Below are 19,236 nucleotides of genomic sequence, written 5' to 3' on the forward strand. Positions count from 1 at the left end.
CGTTGCCTCCAACACGGAGTTGCACGTACTCGTTGTCGAGCCTTCTCTCGTACAGGCGACCTATAAGGAAGTCCTGGATCAGTATTTCCTGGTCCACGATCCGGTCAGCATGAACGCAAAAAAGTTGAGAACGCTCGACCACTGTCTTTTATTCCTCACCGAAACGCTGAGCCACGACGCCCTAAACCCCTGCGGCCGTCACATCACCCGCGGTCTGGTCGACGCCATTCTCGGATTTTTCACACAGGAATACTTCATGCCGGAAGCCCGGGCCGGCAAAAAAGAAGGCAGGAATATCGTCATTACCCGGCAGTTCAAGTCGCTGCTGTTCAAACACTACAAACAATTTAAGAAGCCCTCCGACTATGCCGTCCTCATGCGGCTGTCCACGCCCTATCTCAACGAGGCCGTGAAGGAAATATCGGGCAACACCGTCAGCTACTGGATCCAGAAGATGATCATTACCGAGGCGAAGAGGCTGCTGTATTTTACCGACTGGACCGTCAAGGAGATCGCGATCGATCTGGGATACGATGATCACGCGTATTTCTCGAGGCTCTTCACGCTGGCCGAAGAGGTGTCGCCTATCGGCTATAGAAAAAGGCACCGCTAAAAATCCAAACTTTCCTGCTCTTTCTGTCTTGTCTGCCGCCAGGCCGCCGCATTACTTTGTGGCATGAAAAATCTATTCTTTTCAGCAGCGCTGCTGCTCGCAACGATTGGCGTGGCCAACGCCCAGCCGATCAAAAACATCGTATTAGTCCACGGAGCATTTGCAGACGGCTCCGGCTGGCGGAGCCTCTATGATATCCTTACGAAAAAGGGATATCATGTGACGGTCGTACAGAATCCGCTGTCATCGCTGGAAGACGACGTAGCTGCTACCAAGTTGGTTCTCGACAAGCAGGACGGTCCCACCGTTCTCGTAGGTCATTCATGGGGTGGGGTGGTGATCACGCAGGCGGGGGATCATCCGAAGGTGGCGGCACTAGTCTATGTCGCGGCCTTCCAGCCCGACCAGGGGGAATCCGCGCTGTCCTGGTTCCAGAAGGCGCCGCCAGCCCCGGAGAACGGCATTATTGCTCCGGACGCCAACGGGATCGTATACTATGACAAGGAAAAGTTCCACGGCGGCTTCTGCGCCGATATCCCGAAGGCGGACGCGGACTTCATGTATGCATCACAGGGAGCTTTCGCCGCCAAAGGCTTTGGCACTCCGGTCAGCCACGCGGCGTGGCACGACAAGCCGACCTGGGCCATCGTCGCGACGGAGGACAAGAGCATCAACCCCGATATAGAACGCGCGATGTACAAAAGATCCAACTCGAAGGTTACTGAAATAAAAGGAAGTCATGTAGTATTTATGTCCCAGCCTGAGGCGGTGTCGAAAGTGGTTATTGCCGCTGCGGCGGGTCAGTAATGTTTGTCGCATCGTTGATATCAATGCTTGAAGAGCATTATGCCCGTTAGTTTGGTGAAGACCAAATAGGCGACGATAAATGCAAGGGCCAGGTAAAAATATCTCTGATTTCTTGCATATTCCGGAAGGTTCTTGCTTCGACGCATCTCGATGGATAGCCAGAGCAGCGACGCGGTCACCGGGATACCGCAGAGAACGACGATTATTTTGTTGTCCAAAGCGGCTACAGCCAGAAGCATGACATAGACGAGGACAATCAACGGTATTTTAAGCAAGCTGGATACGGTTGTTTTTTTCTGCGTAATATTAGTGCCCAGGGCCTGTAGCCGCTTTTCCAGATCAGCAGGATTGCCGATCCAGCGGGGGATATGGATGACCTCGTATCTGGTGAGGCCCCGGACCTGATAGCTGCCTTTTTCTGTTTTTGTGGCCTCCTTAATTTCTGTATGGTCGATTGTAAGGGAAGGGGTGTCCAGTTGCTCGCGCTTGATCCAGTTGTCGGAAATAGTGATCGAATAGCTCTGCAGAAGTTGTCGATTCCTCCTGAATGCTTTGGGAATCTTTAGGCTAAAGATCAGGAATATAAATGGTGCAATGTAATACGACACCTTTTCTGCTCTAACGCCGTTGATGTATATCGGGCTAAACAAAAAAGCTACCATAACCCCGTAGAGGGCCATGTAGAGAATAGTAAGAGCCAGCCATTTTCCTGCCAGCTTTTTGCAACCTTCTTCCGTTATTTTGAATTGTTCCATAGTTCAGGAGCTTATTCCCGGGGTCGCCCGACTCCCCGCCGGGATCATCGGTCGACAGGGCGCCGGGTATCATCGAGCCTGGCAGATCGCTCTTCGTTTTTACGCCGAGGTCCTTTAGCTTGACCGCCTGTGCGACGAGGTTGTCCCGGCCCGTACTCAGCTGTTTGTACGCGTCATCGTACGAAGCCCTGGCCGAGTCCAGCGCGACGCCTACATTCTGGAGGTTGCTGACGAAGCCGACGAACTTGTCGTAGAGTTTGCTTCCGCGGTCGGCGATGGCCTGGGCATTCTGGTTCTGATATTCCCTTTTCCAAAGGTCTACGATCAGTTTGAGCGATATGATGAGGTTGCTGGGGCTGATCAGCAGGATCCGCCGGTCGTAGGCGAAATTCCAGAGGTTGGGATCGACCTGCAACGCTGCGATGTAGGCCGCTTCGCTGGGGATGAACAGCATTACGAAGTCGAGGGTCTTGTCATAGTCGTCATAGGCCCGCGAGCCCGGCTGCTGGATATGCACCTTGATCGCCTGAACGTGCGCCGCCAGTTCCGCCTGCTGTGCCGCGGCATCCGCCTCTTCCGTAGCCCGCACGAAGGCATTCAGCGAAACCTTTGCGTCGATGATCACGTGGCGGTTGTCGGGGTATTTTACGATGGAGTCGGGGCGCATCTTCGTGCCCTTTGCCTCATTGCGCAGCGCGCGGCCGTCGGCGTCGAAGAGCTGGTATTCCATAAAGTATTCTTCGCCCTTTCGGAGGCCCGACTTCTCGAGGATCGACTCGAGAATGACCTCACCCCAGCGGCCCTGTGTCTTGGCTTCGGACTTTAGTGCGCGGGTAAGATTGCGGGCCTCCTGGCTGAGTTGCTGGTTGAGCTCCGCCAGCTCTTTCACCTTCTCTCCCAGACTAAAGCGTTCCTTTGACTCTTTGTCATAGACCGAGCCGACCTGCTCTTTAAATTCTGATATGGTCTTGCCCAGTGGTTCCAGTATCGCGCCAAGATTTACCTTGTTCAGTTGCGTGAATTTTTCCGACTTGGTCTCTAGTATTCTGTTGGCGATGTTCTCGAACTCCGTCGTGAACTTTTGATTCAGCCGCTCCATCTCCCTGGTCTGGTCGGTCATGCTTTGTAACAGGTACTTGCTTTCGGCCTCAGCCTTTGCTTTGTAGGCGATATATTCCTCCTTCAGCGCGCCGGTCTTTGCCTCGGCAATACGGACCGCGTCGGCTATCTGCGCCTTTGCCCGGAGCCATCCGATGAGCCAGCCGATGGCGATACCGGCCAGTAATATGAGGATTACGGTAATATTCATTGCCTGTAATATAATGGTTTTACCCCGGGTAAAGCCAAAACTTCGAGACAACCTCAAACACCACGACAATGGCAATCAGCGTATAGACGACCATCGACCGCCGCTTCGCATTGACGGTGACGTTCTTATTGACCCGAAGCTCGTTTAGCCCCCAGATGATCAGCCCGATCAGCACGGCGCCTAAAATCGTCACGACGGCCTTGTCGTTGACCGTGCTGATGGCAATCAGCATACCCAGAGCCGCAAGTCGTATCGCCAGCACTCCATACTGCCTGAGCATAAAACTCTTTGCGGTTGTTACAGTCGAGAAGGTTTGCAGCTGTTGCTCAATTCCGTCAAGATCGTCAACCCAATAAGGTATCTGGATCAGGTCGGTCCTGCTAACACCTCTGACGAGAAAACTGCCCTTTCGCGTTTTCATGATCTCTTTGACTTCCATGAAGTTGATAGTCAGCGCGGGCGTGTTCATTTGTTCCCGCACGATCTCGTTCTCCGTGATGGTCAGACGATAGCTCTCGAGCATCTTCTTTTGCTTTTTGAATATCCTGGTCACACTAAAGCCCAGATAGACAGCCATCGCGCCGAAGACGATCCATGGCGTGTATCCGTCGGATGCGTGAATGGACATCAAATTGATCGTCAAAGGAATGGCGGCACCGATGGCCACGACGGGGAGAAAGATATTGTAATAGCGCTTCCTGAATTTTTTGATTCCTTCTTCGCCGATAAAATACTGTTTCATAGTTGGGGTCTGCCGCAGGGGTTAGTGCGGGATAACAAGATAAAAAATTAATGCGGCCCTTCATAAATAAAAATGTCTTGCACGGTTATCCCGCCAAACGACACGCTTATGCGCTAAATCGACACGCATAAAATCTTTTTATATTAATTTTAGGAAATCTATAAGAGTTTGCTCTATCTTCGCTACGTATAATCCTGTCCCGCCTTAACCACATTTACCCAAACCGTAAAAATCTCTGACATGACCTTTACTGCAAGTCGTACGCGGCATCTTGCGTACGCGACATAGAAGTATAATTTTTACTTCTGTTCATTCCCAACAATTTTTATTGTTTTTATTAACTCAGCAGTCTTCTACTGCTCTGATCTGTAGCTGTTTTTCAAAAGTTGGCCGATAGCCGGCATGGCCTTGCTTTGCCCGGACTGTCCGAACACTGAAGGTTCGGGAGTAGCCATACCTGTTGCCCTATAAATTTGGATCGAGATTTTTTTAAACAAGATAATAACTGACCGAAATGACGCTAAAGAAAGCATTGGGCCTATTGCTCATAAGTTTGTCCATTGTTGTGGGAAGACTGCAGGCGCAGAGCGCCAGCTTCAACTTTTCCTCGGGCCCTCAACCCGTATCGGGATGGACGAACGTATACGGTAACCCCGCGGGGGCTGTGTGCACCGGATCCAGCAACGGTATCACGTTGACCTCAGTGGCCACGGCCAACTGGGTTCCTTACAGCAACGGCCTCAGCGCCGTGGATGGAGGTGGTCAGGCGAACGGAACTTTTTTCCCTGCAGCCGTCATGGCCAATTTCTGGTTTCAGTGCAATGGCAGCCTGGCCGGATACAACGCTCTTGTCCCTCAGCTCAAACTGTCGGGCCTCAGCAAGGACAGCCTGTACACGATCAAAATGACGACCAGCTATTCACAGAACATCGGGACCATTTTCGAACTGAATCCCATGCACTACACCGTGACCGGCGCCGTCGTCTACAACTATATCGAAGTCAACGGCGACTACAATACGGCCAACGGTGCAGTATTTACGAGCATTGCGCCCGACGCCAACGGCGTCGTCCAGGTCTATGTGAATACGTACGGAGCTTCGAACGTGGCAGGTATTTCCGGTATTCAGGTCACCGCCCAGCACGCCGCTACAGGGACGCCCGTGGTCACTATCACACAACCCACCAACAATAGCGCCATCGCAGAGGGCGCCAGCGTCACGATCAACGCAACGGCGACTGAGACGGGCGGCACAATTTCGAAAGTCGAATTCTTCATAGATACGACAAAAATAGGGGAGGACGCCACGTCTCCTTATAGCCAGGCATGGACCGCCAATAACCCCGGCGCCTTCCAGATAAAGGCAAAAGCTACCGACGCCGGCGGCGTTACCACCACAGCCACGATCAATGTTACGGTACAGTCCGGAAACTATTTCTGGTCCACGACCGGGCAAATCGCGACGGGAGCCGACAGCAATTTTGTCGGTACGGTTGATACGAATGACCTGGCATTCCGGACGAATAATATCGAGCGGATGAGGATACTGAAAGATGGTACGATCAACGTTCCCGGCACGGGTAGCGATCCTGCAGATCACCCGGCCTTCCGGCTATACGGAAATGGAGACCTGACGATGAGTACGACGATGGACAAGAGCTTTGACACCGACGGAGAGCAGGGGCTGCGGTATTATTCTAAACACGGTTATATGCAAATTGGCGCATCGGATCGCGTAGATACCACCCAGCCGGTCGATATATACCCGGGAGTGCCGTCCTCAGGTCTGATCGTCAACAGCGATGCGAAGAATACGATCAAGGGCAGAATGGCCAACACTGTCTTTGTCGGTGATATCAATACAATGGATTCGCTCACCTGGTTTGAGAATTGTCTGATCGCTACTGAAGGTTCCCATTTTGCCGCCAGCATGGTCGAAATGGACAAGACTATCATGTACGGGTTTGGTAATCAGATTTCCGGTAGCATAAGCAGCAGCCTGGTTGGCGGCAGCGGGAACTACGTGACCAAACCGATGGACATTTCCCTGATCAATGGCTTTCAGAATGTCACGATGGACACCACCCGGGGAGCGATCATTGGCGGAGCAAATAATCAATATGGTGGCCTGAGCCAGCTCGCGGCCGGGCAATTTCTGGTCAACCGGACGCCTTACGGTACGGCACTTGGCAACGGCAACGTCGATTTCGCCGCGCTGCCTTATACAGGCATCCGGGGAACCACGGTGCCTAATATCGGTTCTTACCCATTGTTGGCCGTTGGCAACTCAAAAGATAACAACGGGGCCACCCGGTCGAATGCCTTCACGATTCTTTACAATGGCCGGACGCAGATCAACACGACAGGCTTCGCCAATGCCCTGAACCAGTCGGCTGTCACGCCAAAGGCCGCCCTCGACGTAGTGAGCACCAACACCGGCGTACTCCTGCCCAGGCTGACCACCGCCCAGCGCAACGCCATCGTCAGCGGCGACCTCCAGAACGGTCTGCTGCTCTACAACACCGACAGCAGCGCCTTCCAGTATTACAACGGAGCCGCATGGAATTCTGTGGGCAGCGGAGCTGCTGGCTCATCATCCGGTCACTGGACGTATAACAACGGTCTGCAATACGACAGCGTCAACAGCGTGGCGATCGGAACGAACAGCGTTCCCACCGGCTATATGCTTGCCGTAAAGGGCTCGGGTATCTTCACCCACCTGCAGGTTAAGTCTGTGGCGAACTGGCCGGACTACGTCTTCGAAAAGAAATACCAGCTCAGGACACTCGAAGACCTGGAGACCTACATCGGCCGGTACAAACACCTGCCTGACGTTGCCTCCGTCGCAAAAGTCAATGCGGAGGGTATCGACCTCGGCGCCAACCAGGCCACGATCCTTAAGAACGTAGAAGAGCTGACGCTGCACCTGATCGAAGAGAACAAACAGCTGAAGGCCCAGGGCGCCAAAGCCACAGAATTGGAAAAGAAAGTGGCTGATCAGGATGCGCGTTTTGTCGAGCTGCAGCGGCAGATCGATGCACTGAAAGCGCTGATAAATAAAACAAATAACTAGCATATGCGCAAGAAGACGGTTGTTTGGGGGTTTGTGATGCTTTGCCTTGTCCAGACGTTCGTGGACGCACAAACATCCGTGGATTCGCTGGCCGACAAGGCGATTGGTTTTCCATCGCGGCTGCTCGGCAAGCTGCAGGCGCGAACCAATAAGCTGAACAGCGACCTGACCCAGCAGTCAACCCGCTGGCTGGAGAAGATGCAGCGACGGGAGGCGAAGCTGCAAAAAAAGATGAGCGCTACCGACAGCGTGGGTGCACAAAGGCTCTTTGCTGGTTCCCAGCAGCAGTACGCGGCCTTGATCCAAAAGTTAAAAACAGATACTGGCAGTGCAGTCGGGGGACTAAAAGGAGCCTATATGCCATACATGGACTCCTTGCAGGGCATGATGAAATACCTGAAAGCTCCCCGGCCAGGTGCAGGCACTCCAAGCAAAGATGGCCGATGCCGACATGGCTCAGGCCTTTATCCAACAGCGCAAGCAGCAGATCAGCCAGTATATCAGCCAGCATACCGACCTGCAGAGGATGTTGAACAAACAGCTCAGCGGAATCAACCAGGACCTGTACTACTATTCGCAACAGCTAAGGCAATACCGTGAAATGTGGAACAATCCCGACCAACTGCAACAGAAGGCGCTGGGGATTCTTAACAAACTGCCAGCATTTCAGCAGTTCATGAAGAATAACTCCCAACTGGCGGGGCTTTTCCATCTGCCGGGCAACTATGGCTCTTCATCAACGGCGGGGCTGGCCGGCCTCCAGACCAAAGACCAGTGTGACCCAGCAGATCCAGAACCGGGTATCAGCGGCGGGGCCCAACGGAGCCTCCGCCCTGCAATCGAATCTGGAGTCGGCTCAGTCGCAGTTGGACGGCTATAAGGACAAATTGTCAAAGCTTGGAGAAGGCAACGGAAATGTGGACATGCCGGACTTCAAGCCCAACGACCAGAAGACAAAGACCTTTCTGAAAAGGCTCGAGTATGGGTTCAACTTTCAGACGACGCATAACAGCACCTATTTCCCGACGGTGACCGACTTGGGTCTCTCTCTGGGGTACCGGTTGGGCCATTCCAATATCGTCGGTATCGGAGCGAGTTATAAGTTAGGGTGGGGGAACGGAATACAACATGTCGCCCTATCCAACCAGGGCGTCGGACTGAGGTCCTTCCTGGAGATTAAGATCAAGAAGACCTGGTCCGCAGCGGGCGGTTTTGAATACAACTATACAACTCCACTCTCTTCCTTTCAGGATTTGAGAGCGATCGAGTACTGGACGAAGAGAGGCCTGATCGGCATCAGTAAGCAGGTGTCGGCAAAGGGCAAGTTCATCAAGAAAACTAAGCTGCAGTTATTGTGGGATTTCCTGAGCTATCAACAGGTGCCGAAGACGCAGCCGGTAATATTTCGAATAGCATATAATTTTTAGCAACTACACAATATTCATCGATGAAGAGGAAGCTTAATTGGACAGGTAGAATTTATATGGTCATTTTATGGCTGTTTGGGTCCACTTTAGTCTACAGTCAATCCAATCCTTCAAGTGATCTAAAAAATAGTTTTGCCGTCACCCACGGCGTCGGCGCTGGGACAATACGGCAATACACCGGTTGGGCTTTACACCGGTAGCAGCCAAATAAACATACCGCTTTATGAGATAGAGGAAGGGTCACTCAAGCTGCCCATTTCACTGAGTTACCATGCCGGCGGTTTCAAACTCGCTGAAATGGCTTCATGGGTCGGTCTCTGGGTGGTCGTTGAATGCGGGGGAGCTATTACGCGTACTGTATATGGACAAGCAGATGAAAATAGCATAAACAGTCTCTTTACTTTAACAGACAATGCGCCATCACGCACCGACATAAAGAAAGCGTTGCTTGGACAAATAGACACGCAGCCAGACGTGTTCTACTTCAATTTCAACGGAAAATCCGGCAAATTTTTTATCGGTAAGACGGGCGTAATACCGGTAGCCCCGCATCAAAACTTTAAGATCCAGGCGTACCAGGGCAACGATTATGTTATGGACCCGCCATTTATTGGTCTGGGCGCCCCCCTTCAATTTAAAATAACCGATGAGGATGGGATTGTTTACGAATTCAGGGACTACGAGACAAACAGAACCGTAACTTTTGCCGGTGATGGGAACGAACCGGACGTCAATCAGCCGGGAACCCCACTGGCAAGTATTACGGCCTGGTATCTGACAAGGATGTATTCGCCAAGCGGCGATACCATTCGCTTTGTCTACACGGACTACTCGTTGTACTATGACGCTGCCAGTTCCGTGCAACGCTATGTTCACCTGGATGAGGCCAGCGCAGATCCTGCTCAGGCTCCTCTTGTTATTAATATAACCAAGAATCAAAATCGGAATAAGCGACTTTCTCAGATATTGTTTTCTAATGGGTCGTTGAAGTTCATGGTGAATTCACCCCGATTGGACCTGGTGGGGGACTCCGTACTCGACGAAGTTAGGCTACTGGATCAAAACGGGTCGGCGATCAGGCGTTTCGACTTGCACTACAACGAAACCGGGCAGCCAGCGGGCACCGACGACAACAATTACAATACATATACTGCCGGGGTCTCCGCGATCTCTACCCACCGGCTGATGCTGGTAGAGGTCGATGAAATGGATGGTACGGGGGTAGCTTTTGGTAAGAAATATAAGTTTGAGTACAATGGATCGACTATGCCTTCCAGGTTTTCAAGAGCGACTGACTATTGGGGATACTGGAATGGCGGTCCTGACGATATAGCCCACGTTCTTGACTATCAGATCATCGGAAATGATCCGGATAATTACGGCAATTATCAGTTGACAAATAAAGAGCCAAAAATCGACTATTGTCAGGCAAATTCTCTTTCTAAAATAACCTGGCCTACGGGCGGATATACACAATTCAACTATGAATTACACGATGCATATGTTGGAAGGTTCATTCTGCCTCCATTATTGACACCGCAAAACGTCTCAATGACCGTTAACTTTTTGGATTATAGTACTCTTGCTTACGTTGATACCGTGATCAACGGGCGGGATTGCAAATACAAGCCGTTCACGGTACATACAACTTCCGGGGCAACGCCTACGATAACAATAGCCGGTATGCTGTATCAGTCTCCTCAGATCGTCATGAAGTTCGATATTTATACTTCCGACAATCAGCTGGTCCTTTCCATGCGGGACATCGTGGATGACCCGTTGACCCAACCTACGATCAATCAAACCAATCAAACGGTTCAGTATGTGCTTGCTCCATTTTTTCCCTGATGGTGATTACAAAATATTGTTTACTCCTATTGCGTCGTTTATTGGGAGCAGCAATTACTTGAATCAGTTCGGGGCCTTTCCAAGCTGCACGCTCTCTTCCTGGAGTAATGTTTTAGTTAGCAGTGACTCCGTGGATGTTTCAAGAAACATCGGAGGGTTACGCATAAAGTCGACGGTCGACTATGATCCGGTAGCGAATAAGACTGTGGAGAATGACTACGGGTATACGCTTTCCGGAAGTTCACACTCGTCTGGTCAAATAGTGTGGGCGCCAAATTATATTAACTCCAAAGTAACTTCACGGGACGTTGCCGTGTATGGTTACGCTCTTATCACAGGCGAATCGAATGTCCCTCTTAGCACGACCCAGGGGAGTAACGTCGGTTATTCCCGGGTAACTGTTTCCAAAACCGATGTGAATACCAAAATTCCTGCCGGGATGACTGAGTATTTTTATACTTCTGCAAAGGAATTTCCTGATTCCTATGGTTTAAAATCATATCCGCCAACTATATATCCGCAGCTCCCAACGCCGTCGGCAGTCGTTGATATTTACGGAAGCTGGTACACGCGGTGCCGTCAATCCTTATCCTTACGTCCCGGCCGACGATAGAGACTGGCAAAGGGGCCTGCTCCTCCGGCAAGTGGACTATAGATCATCTGCAGATGGCTTTATGCCGGTTCGCGATGAGGTGCATACCTATTACCCCCCGGTTTATCTGGATACGGTGATCGGAATGACTGCAAGATATGACGAGGAGGCACTCCCAACTATCACTGATACAGTAAATCTATCTGTTCCTATTGGGGCAGGTGTGACCTTTGGGCCACAGGAAAAATACGCGATCGCGCCGTATGGCTATACCGAAGGCTATATATTGCCGGCTTCTAAATCGGTAACCCTTATCGGAAATAATGGTGTTAGCACTACGACTACCGAAACATATACCTATGGAGACGCCCCTAGCAATCTCTTGCCAACATCCACAACAGTGACCAATAGCAAGGGAGAGATCACGACGACCCACATCACCTATCCTTTTGACTACACAGTGGGCGCTACTCCGGCTACAAGCCAGGCGCAAGGTATAGCGGACCTGCAGCAGCGGCATATGATCTCCCCGCCCGTCGAAAGCTTCGTTCAGCGCAGCAACGCCGACGGCTCATCCATTCGAACGATCTCGGGGACATATATGTCGTATAAGCCTGACAGGCCTCTGCCGGATGCGGTATTCCGGCTCGACATAAGTCAACCCCTTTCCACTTATACGCCAGTAAACGTAGTATCGTCGGGGACAACGATGAACTCCGCATTCGAGCCCCGGCTTGTATTTGGCAGCTATGATTCAAGGGGAAACCTTTTGCAGCAAAATAAGGTCAATGACGTGCTGCATTCTTATATCTGGGATTACAATGGCTACTATCCGATCGCTGAAGCCATAAATGCCGGCACAGCGGATATTTCCTACACCAGTTTTGAAGCAGACGGTTCGGGCGGATGGAACTTCGATTATTCTAAACGTAGTACCTCGGAAGGCATTACAGGGACATGTTCATATTTGTTGTCGGGCAGTATCACGCGTGTGGGACTGTCGCCTTCGTCTACTTATATCGTATCATATTGGTCCAAAAATTCCGGTAGTTCATACTCAATTCCGGGTACGATGTCAGGCTATCCCCTGAAAGGCAAGACGGTTTCGATCGATGGCGTCAGCTGGACATACTATGAACACAAGATCACGGGACAATCAACTATTACGATCAACGGGACGGGCAGCATCGATGAATTGCGACTATACCCGGAGAAGGCGACAATGACGACCTCTTGTTTTATTCCATTAGTTGGTATGACAAGTCAGTGTGATATAAACAACAGGGTCACTTACTATGGATATGACGGCCTGAATCGCCTCCAGACGATCAAAGACCAGGACGGAAACGTAATCAAAACCATCGACTACCACTACAAAGGACAATAATGAAGAAGTTCTTATCCCTGCTGACCTGCTTATTGTGTCTTTTTGCCTCTGGACGTGCCGGAAATCGCGGTCCCTGTGTAAGTTGTACGATTGCCGGAGTCGATAGCGTGCAGCCTGGGCAAACGCAGAGATTTACCATCAATAACCCCAGCTTCTGTAATGTCACCAATTGGGGAGTAAGTTGTGGCACTGTGCAGACCTCAACATCCGGGTATGCCGACATCTATTTCAATGCGCTCAGTTGTACAAGCGCAGTTATCACGGCATACAGCAACGGCACACCGGTTGCGACCAAAACGGTGACGATCAATAACCCTCCGCCGCTCGAGCCGGGTACCATCAGCAATCCGTCCCAAACCATCAACTACAATACTGTTCCTGGTCAGATAAACGCTTCGGCGGCCGCGAACGGTAGTTGTGGTGGTGCGTATACCTATCAAGTGGGAGTCGTCTACAGACAACAGTCTTTTTAATCCCATTTCCGGGGCTAATGGGCAGAACTACCAGCCACAGGCGCTGAATGTCACGACTTATTTCAGACGGCTTACGAGTTGTGGTATTGAGGACTACGCTACCTGGAACACCGCGGTAGTAAATGTCTATCCGCAGGTAGTGGCAGGCAGCATTTCACCAGGCGACCAGACGATCAACTATAACACCGCGCCAACCGGTCTGTCCTTATCCGGCAACAGCGGAGGCAATGGCACTTACGCGATCACCTGGCAGAGTTCATCCGATCCTGGATTTCCAAGCCCGACGAACGTAGGCGCAGGAACAACCTATTCGCCGGGTCAACAGATTAACACGACATGGTTTCGGGCGATGGTAAACAGCAATGGAGCAATTGCCTATAGTTCTGCGATTGCCGTCAATGTGCTTCCTCAGCTGATTACCGGTGCTATCAGCCCTTCGGGGCAATGGGTGAATTACCAGACCAGTGCTTTGCTTGGGGTTGTCGGCACAACGGGCGGCGATGGGTACTATAACTACCAATGGTATTCTGATGCTTCCGGCAGTTTTCAGCTGCTGGCCGGCGCGAATGGAAGCAGTTATAGCTCCGGCCCACTGACGGAGGTTACTCACTTTTACGTGATCACTGGCAGCAACGGCGTCTACGTGACCTCAGGGCAGGCAACAGTAAATGCTTACCCGCAGCTGGTCAGTGGGACGGTCAGCGCCATCAGTCAGAAGATCGACTACAATACTACTCCGGCTGCGATGAACATATCCGGCGCCAGCGGCGGAAATGGAACTTATACATATCAATGGTACTCAGATGGCGGAGGCAGCTTTCAGCCCATTAGCGGCGCAACGAATACCTCTTACACGTCCGGGGCTTTGACGACAACGACGCACTTTTATGTGTTGACCAGTAGCAACGGAGCTCAGATCACTTCCGCGACGGCGACTGTAGAGGTCGGTCCTGCGCCAATCCCTGGTGTGATAACGCCTTCATATATCACTATTGCCGCGGGAAGCAACCCGGGTAATTTTGCATGCACACCCGCCCAAAGCGGAACGGGCGGGATTTTCCTATCGCTGGCAGTATTCTGCTGATGGGACTAGCTGGAACTATTTTTCACAGGATGTAAATGGCCTCGTTTTGTCGCCGGGCGTCATTTCTGCTTCGATCTATTACCGCGTCGAGGTTAGTTCCGGCGCGACCCGGGTGTATACGGCGCCTGCCCACGTAGTTGTTGGCACGGCAGATCAGGACCTCAATTATATCAGGACCAGGAACGTCAATAAACCGGGCGTTTTCGACAAATTGACAGCAGATGCTCTGACCGGTCGATACGCTGTACAGGAAGCGACGACTTATTTCGACGGGCTGGGACGCTCTGTTCAAACCGTCTCCAGGCAGCAAAGCCCAATGGGCTACGATATAGTTACAGTACAGGAGTACGATGGTTTTGGTCGCGAAATGAATCACTATCTGCCCTATGTTTCCACTTGCAAACAATGGATTTTACAAACCCTATGGTCTGTCCGAACAAAATAATTTCAATAACAGTCACTATCCCGGTGAAAATTATTATTATGGTAAGATCGTCTATGAAGCTTCGCCATTAAACCGTCCGCAGGTGACATACAGCCCCGGGTCGAGCTGGATGGGCGGGGACAGGGGCGTTTCGTTAGACTATCTCGGCAATACAGAAAGTGACACTGTGCAAATATGGAATATAGGATTTGCTTTAGGTAGTCTGCCTGTGAATGCCGGTGTTTACGCTGAGGGCGAGCTTTTTAAAAATACGACTACAGACGAGCAGGGCCATCAGACTGTTGAGTACAAGGATAAGGAAGGCCATGTCGTATTAAAGAAAGTCCAACTGTGGGATGTTCCGGCGGAAGGTTCCAGCGGCTGGCTTTGTACTTACTACGTATACGACGATCTTAACAACCTGCGATTTGTGATTTCTCCAAAGGCTGTGGAATGGCTGTCCTCCAACGGCTGGAATTTTGCGACATCCGGTGGCGACCAGGTAGCGTCAGAGCTTTGCTTTAGCTACAGAGTTTGACGCGCGGGGAAGGATGGTAATTAAAAAGTGCCGGGGAAAGGAGAGGACTGGACGGTCTATGACGTTCGGGACCGCCAAGTATTTAGCCGAGGATGCGACTCAACGGAACTTGAACCAGTGGATAAATACACAATTTGACGACCTCAACAGGACGGTCCTTGTGGGTCAAATGAATTATCAGGCAAGTCGTCAGGATTTGCAACAGACAGTAACATCACTGTCGACCACAGGTACGATCTCCCCTCTTCTGCCGGCGGATCTAACGATCTCTGTGCCGGACCAGCAGGGCGATGTTGTTGCTACCGATGCTATCGACATGGGAGATGGATTCTCCACCCTGATGAACGGAACATTTTCTGCATCAATAGTGCCCTCCGGCTCTGGCGGCGGCGGGTATCCTTCCGGCTCGTTACCGGTAACGCTCAATCCTGTGCCAACCGGAGCAACTGTTCTGCCGCTGATAATCAACTATTACGATAATTATGACTGGGTTGCAGCCACCGGCTCGGGACTGGGGACGAATCTCGCAACATTCAATTCCGGGGGCTTTGTCACAGGATATAATACATCGCCTGAGTATGCGGTTCAGGTGGTTTCGAACCCGATTGTTCGTGGACAGGTCACGGGAACTATGCATCTGGTCCTGGCTGAAAATCGTCCGCTGTATTCGGTTAATTTTTATGATGATCGATACAGGCCGATTCAAAATCGTACGATAAACTATACAGGTGGTGTCGATACGCTTACCACGCAATACGATTTCAGCGGTAAGTCCCTTCGCAGCCTGTTGAGCCATTACAAAGCAGGCACAGGAGCTCAATACCATACCGTGCTGACGAAGATGGACTATGACCCCAGTTTCCGTATCTCCCATATCTGGAAGAATATTGATGGTGCTTCCACCGATCAGTTGATCAGCAGTCAGCAGTACAATGAAATTGGCCAACTGACTTCTAAAGAACTTGGCAACTCACTGGATAACCTCAATTATGACTATAACATAAGGGGCTGGCTTAACTCGATCAACCGAGGACTATATTTCCAGTACCAGCTCGACTCCCGTGCACTACTTTGGATTGCAACTGGGCTATGATAAAAGTCAGGCGGGTTCAACAGGCACCAGCTTTAAAGGTTTGCAGTACTCCGGAAATATTTCGGGGTGGATTTGGAGAAGCGCCGGCGACGGAGTTAACAGACAATATGACTTTACCTACGATAATGTAAACCGCCTGACGGGTGCAGACTTTAACCAGCAATATGCAGGCGGATGGGGAAAATCAGACCCATCCAACTCTGGCGCGGCGATGGATTATAGCGTAAGCAACCTCAGTTATGACGCGAATGGTAATATCCTGCAAATGAAACAAAAGGATTCCAAATTGGTAAACCGGCAGGTCTGATCGATGACCTTGCTTACCAATATCAGGCGAACAGCAACAAACTGGCCGGCGTGACCGATGCGGTCAATGATCCAGGTTCGAAGCTTGGCGACTTTCACTACAATGCCGGAACGAAAGGGGCTGCTGATTATTCTTACGATCCAAACGGGAACCTCATATCCGATCAAAATAAGGACATTACCGGGATAGTATACAATTATCTGAACTTGCCGCAGCAGATAACTATAAATGGGAAGGGGACGATCACTTATACTTATGACGCCTCAGGAGACAAATTGAAAAAGACGACGATAGACAATACCGTTACCCCGACCAAAACAACGGTCACTTTGTACATAAATACTATACAATATCAAAATGACTCCATACAATTCATCGGGCACGAAGAAGGCCGGGCCAGGTGGGCATTGCACAATTACACGACGGGTACTTCGGCTTATGGCTGGGAATATGACCTGTTCGAGAAGGATCATTTGGGCAATACCCGAATCGTGCTGACACAGCAAAAGGATACCGCGCAGTACGAGGCCACTATGGAGGATGCCTTCAGGGATAAGGAAAAGGCACTTTTCAGCAATATTGACGAAACCAGTGTTTCGGCAAGCACGGTGCCCGGCGGGTATCCGGACGATAATACGCCCCCGCAGCCCAACAAAAATGTCGCGAGAGTCAGCGGAAGCGTCGGTAGCCAAAAGGTAGGACCGGCCCTCCTGCTAAAAGTCATGAGCGGAGATGGGTTCGACATAGGAACCAAATCGTTCTATAGATCCGGAGGGGCTGTGGGTACCCCCAACAGCTCAGTCCCCGATCTGCTGAATTCCTCGGCGCAGGGCCTGATCTCTATTGCCGGCCCGGGTCACGGCGCGGCGGCAGATCTGAACAATACGTCGGGCAGTCCGGTATACGCAGCGCTGAACAGCTTTATGGCTACAAACGACTCAACTCCTTCGGACAGGCCCAGAGCCTATCTCAACTGGATGCTGTTGGACAACCAGTTCAACTATGTGGCGGACGGTAGCGGCGCAAAGCAGGTTCAGTCGCCGGATGCTGTCAGGACGCTCGCGCAGCACGTGGACATTCATCACAGCGGATATTTGTATATTTGGGTGAGTAATGAGACACCCAACTGGGATGTGTTCTTTGATAATCTAAGTGTAAATCACTATTCCGGGCCGTTAGTTGAAGAGACCCATTACTATCCGTTTGGATTGACGATGGCTGGGATTAGCGATCATACATTATTGTCCAATTATGCGACTAACAAATATCGATATAATGGAAAGGAGTTGGGGGACCGGGAATTTTCAGATGGGAGTGGCCTGGAGGAATATGACTATGGCGCAAGGAGTTATGAACCACAAATTGGACGGTGGATTGTGCCGGATCCGTCAACAGATAAATATTATGGGATGTCTCCATATACTTACGTAAATAATGATCCCCTAAACAACATCGATCTGGAAGGACGTGACGTTATTGTTGTGAGAGAGCATAAAGTATATGAAATAAATGAAATAGCAAAAACGAGATTGAATTCCAAAGATGATGTTCTGAGATTTCCGCCTAAATCGGTACATGATTTTGGTGTTACAGGCGTCGTAAATGGATTACCGGGTGGGGTGACTTATGTTAAAAATGAAAAGACGGGTAAATATGATGTTAAGCTTACTGTCGTCGAATTTGTGAATTCGGAATTGCGACCTGGCGGCCAATTGGATTCCGGGAACCCGGGATTGTCAAAAGAAGTCGCGGCTCACGAGGAGGGACATGGTGATCAGTTTGAAGAAGCATTCAAATCCACAATTACTGTGAATAGCGGATGGAAGGGTGGTAAATTCACCGGAAGGATAGACGAAGTGTTGAATCAGGCAGGCACCTTATATGATGAAATTGCAAAACAAGACCCTGCCGCCGCAAAAAAATATTCTAAAAAAGATTATATTAATACTATATTTTTAAACGCTATTTATAGTATATATACTGCTATGAAATCCAAAGACGAAGAAGCCGACGCAAATAAAAGAGCATCCAAAAAGCTTGCTGGCAGTATGCCTTATACAATTGGATTACAACCCATTGGTGGACTTTAACAAAAAAAGATATGTATCTGAAAAACGTTTTCATATTGCTATCACTGCTAGTCTGTTTTTTGCCCATGGTCAAAGCAAGACAAAGCCGTCTAAAAAGAGTCAGCATGCTACCGGTCAGTGGGATAGCTCCTTTGTTGCCAGTGTAGGAAAATCATCGGTGGAAATGTTTATAGACAAATTTGCCGATTCTTTGAATAAAATGCCCCTGACAAAACTGTTCCCTTCTTTTCTGGAGGATGCTGATTTTGATTATAATCACGCCGGATTAGCGCCTAGCCATAATCCGCATCCGTCGCGTTATATGATTATTAGCAAGGTTCATGATTGCCGGGCATTAAGGATGATTCTCGATAGCGAGAATGAAAAGTATAAAAAGAAGCCGGAAAAAATTGAAAGGATAGAGGTTGAATATTCTGAATTGTCTTTTTACGATCTTGTTAAAAGAAGGTGGGAAGAGATGGATTGTCCTTTAATGTATTAGCGGCAATGTGCACATTACAATCAAGTGATTCCTTGTTTCAAGTTTCATTAAACCAAGATCACCATATTGCAAAGGATAATTGCAGGCCTGTCAGAGAAAGATTATTGAACAGTTGCAGCCTGCGTAAATTTAAGGAATGCATTAAATTCCTAATTAGTCGCGAATGCGCCCATTTTGGAAGAATAGGATTCGC

19 protein-coding genes are annotated in these 19,236 nt (G+C 50.2%); 16 read left to right on the forward strand and 3 right to left on the reverse strand.

Going from position 1 to position 19,236, the window contains the following annotated elements; translation table 11 throughout:
- Positions 1–19: 19 nt before the first annotated feature.
- Entirely contained in the window at positions 20–613 is a 594-nt protein-coding gene (locus tag ACQ86N_RS00520) for a helix-turn-helix domain-containing protein (RefSeq protein WP_431213455.1), read from the forward strand.
- A 63-nt stretch (positions 614–676) separates the two neighbouring features.
- Positions 677–1,420 (forward strand): alpha/beta fold hydrolase, encoded by a 744-nt coding sequence (locus ACQ86N_RS00525; RefSeq protein WP_431213456.1) that lies wholly within the window; start codon positions 677–679, stop codon positions 1,418–1,420.
- 20 nt (positions 1,421–1,440) lie between these two features.
- On the opposite strand, the gene ACQ86N_RS00530 is transcribed toward ACQ86N_RS00525, so the two are convergent.
- From ACQ86N_RS00530 to ACQ86N_RS00540, 3 genes are read right to left on the reverse strand one after another with little or no spacing between them, the layout of a single operon-like run.
- Positions 1,441–2,175, reverse strand: a complete 735-nt coding sequence (locus ACQ86N_RS00530) for a hypothetical protein (RefSeq protein ID WP_431218054.1) — start codon at positions 2,173–2,175, stop codon at positions 1,441–1,443.
- Complete coding sequence (locus ACQ86N_RS00535; RefSeq protein WP_431213457.1) at positions 2,063–3,484, reverse strand: DNA recombination protein RmuC; 1,422 nt, start codon at positions 3,482–3,484, stop codon at positions 2,063–2,065. Before ACQ86N_RS00535 ends, ACQ86N_RS00530 begins: the two co-directional genes overlap by 113 nt.
- A gap of 19 nt (positions 3,485–3,503) precedes the next feature.
- The gene (locus ACQ86N_RS00540) at positions 3,504–4,226 is read right to left on the reverse strand and encodes a hypothetical protein (protein WP_431213458.1); all 723 of its coding nucleotides are present in this window, start codon (positions 4,224–4,226) and stop codon (positions 3,504–3,506) included.
- Between the two features lie 514 nt (positions 4,227–4,740).
- Between ACQ86N_RS00540 and ACQ86N_RS00545 the strand changes: the two genes are divergently transcribed.
- The 14 genes from ACQ86N_RS00545 (at position 4,741) to ACQ86N_RS00610 (ending at position 19,043) form a co-directional block, all read left to right on the forward strand.
- Positions 4,741–7,299: an Ig-like domain-containing protein gene (locus ACQ86N_RS00545; protein ID WP_431213459.1), complete on the forward strand. Its 2,559-nt coding sequence runs from the start codon at positions 4,741–4,743 to the stop codon at positions 7,297–7,299.
- A gap of 3 nt (positions 7,300–7,302) precedes the next feature.
- The gene (locus ACQ86N_RS00550) at positions 7,303–7,899 is read left to right on the forward strand and encodes a hypothetical protein (RefSeq protein ID WP_431213460.1); all 597 of its coding nucleotides are present in this window, start codon (positions 7,303–7,305) and stop codon (positions 7,897–7,899) included.
- A 1-nt stretch (position 7,900) separates the two neighbouring features.
- Positions 7,901–8,179 (forward strand): hypothetical protein, encoded by a 279-nt coding sequence (locus ACQ86N_RS00555; protein ID WP_431213461.1) that lies wholly within the window; start codon positions 7,901–7,903, stop codon positions 8,177–8,179.
- 7 nt (positions 8,180–8,186) lie between these two features.
- Entirely contained in the window at positions 8,187–8,726 is a 540-nt protein-coding gene (locus ACQ86N_RS00560) for a hypothetical protein (RefSeq protein WP_431213462.1), read from the forward strand.
- A gap of 132 nt (positions 8,727–8,858) precedes the next feature.
- A complete protein-coding gene (locus ACQ86N_RS00565; protein WP_431213463.1) occupies positions 8,859–10,574 on the forward strand; it encodes a hypothetical protein in 1,716 nt (571 codons plus the stop codon).
- 992 nt (positions 10,575–11,566) lie between these two features.
- The gene (locus tag ACQ86N_RS00570) at positions 11,567–12,553 is read left to right on the forward strand and encodes a hypothetical protein (protein WP_431213464.1); all 987 of its coding nucleotides are present in this window, start codon (positions 11,567–11,569) and stop codon (positions 12,551–12,553) included.
- A gap of 191 nt (positions 12,554–12,744) precedes the next feature.
- Entirely contained in the window at positions 12,745–13,026 is a 282-nt protein-coding gene (locus tag ACQ86N_RS00575; protein ID WP_431213465.1) for a hypothetical protein, read from the forward strand.
- Positions 12,977–14,110 carry a hypothetical protein gene (locus ACQ86N_RS00580; protein ID WP_431213466.1) on the forward strand — a complete coding sequence of 378 codons (1,134 nt, stop codon included), beginning with the start codon at positions 12,977–12,979 and terminating at the stop codon, positions 14,108–14,110. Before ACQ86N_RS00575 ends, ACQ86N_RS00580 begins: the two co-directional genes overlap by 50 nt.
- Positions 14,111–14,156: 46 nt before the next feature.
- Complete coding sequence (locus tag ACQ86N_RS00585; protein ID WP_431213467.1) at positions 14,157–14,555, forward strand: DUF6443 domain-containing protein; 399 nt, start codon at positions 14,157–14,159, stop codon at positions 14,553–14,555.
- Positions 14,497–15,072: a hypothetical protein gene (locus ACQ86N_RS00590; protein WP_431213468.1), complete on the forward strand. Its 576-nt coding sequence runs from the start codon at positions 14,497–14,499 to the stop codon at positions 15,070–15,072. Before ACQ86N_RS00585 ends, ACQ86N_RS00590 begins: the two co-directional genes overlap by 59 nt.
- Before the next feature lie 58 nt (positions 15,073–15,130).
- Positions 15,131–16,165, forward strand: a complete 1,035-nt coding sequence (locus tag ACQ86N_RS00595; RefSeq protein WP_431213469.1) for a hypothetical protein — start codon at positions 15,131–15,133, stop codon at positions 16,163–16,165.
- Positions 16,149–16,472 (forward strand): hypothetical protein, encoded by a 324-nt coding sequence (locus ACQ86N_RS00600; RefSeq protein ID WP_431213470.1) that lies wholly within the window; start codon positions 16,149–16,151, stop codon positions 16,470–16,472. The genes ACQ86N_RS00595 and ACQ86N_RS00600 overlap by 17 nt, the downstream gene beginning before the upstream one ends.
- A 50-nt stretch (positions 16,473–16,522) precedes the next feature.
- On the forward strand, positions 16,523–18,562 hold the full coding sequence (locus ACQ86N_RS00605) for an RHS repeat-associated core domain-containing protein (RefSeq protein WP_431213471.1): 2,040 nt from the start codon (positions 16,523–16,525) through the stop codon (positions 18,560–18,562).
- Positions 18,552–19,043 (forward strand): hypothetical protein, encoded by a 492-nt coding sequence (locus ACQ86N_RS00610; RefSeq protein ID WP_431213472.1) that lies wholly within the window; start codon positions 18,552–18,554, stop codon positions 19,041–19,043. The genes ACQ86N_RS00605 and ACQ86N_RS00610 overlap by 11 nt, the downstream gene beginning before the upstream one ends.
- The last annotated feature ends 193 nt before the right edge of the window (positions 19,044–19,236 follow it).

The sequence above is a fragment of the Puia sp. P3 genome (assembly GCF_050632245.1).
GTDB lineage: Bacteria > Bacteroidota > Bacteroidia > Chitinophagales > Chitinophagaceae > Puia.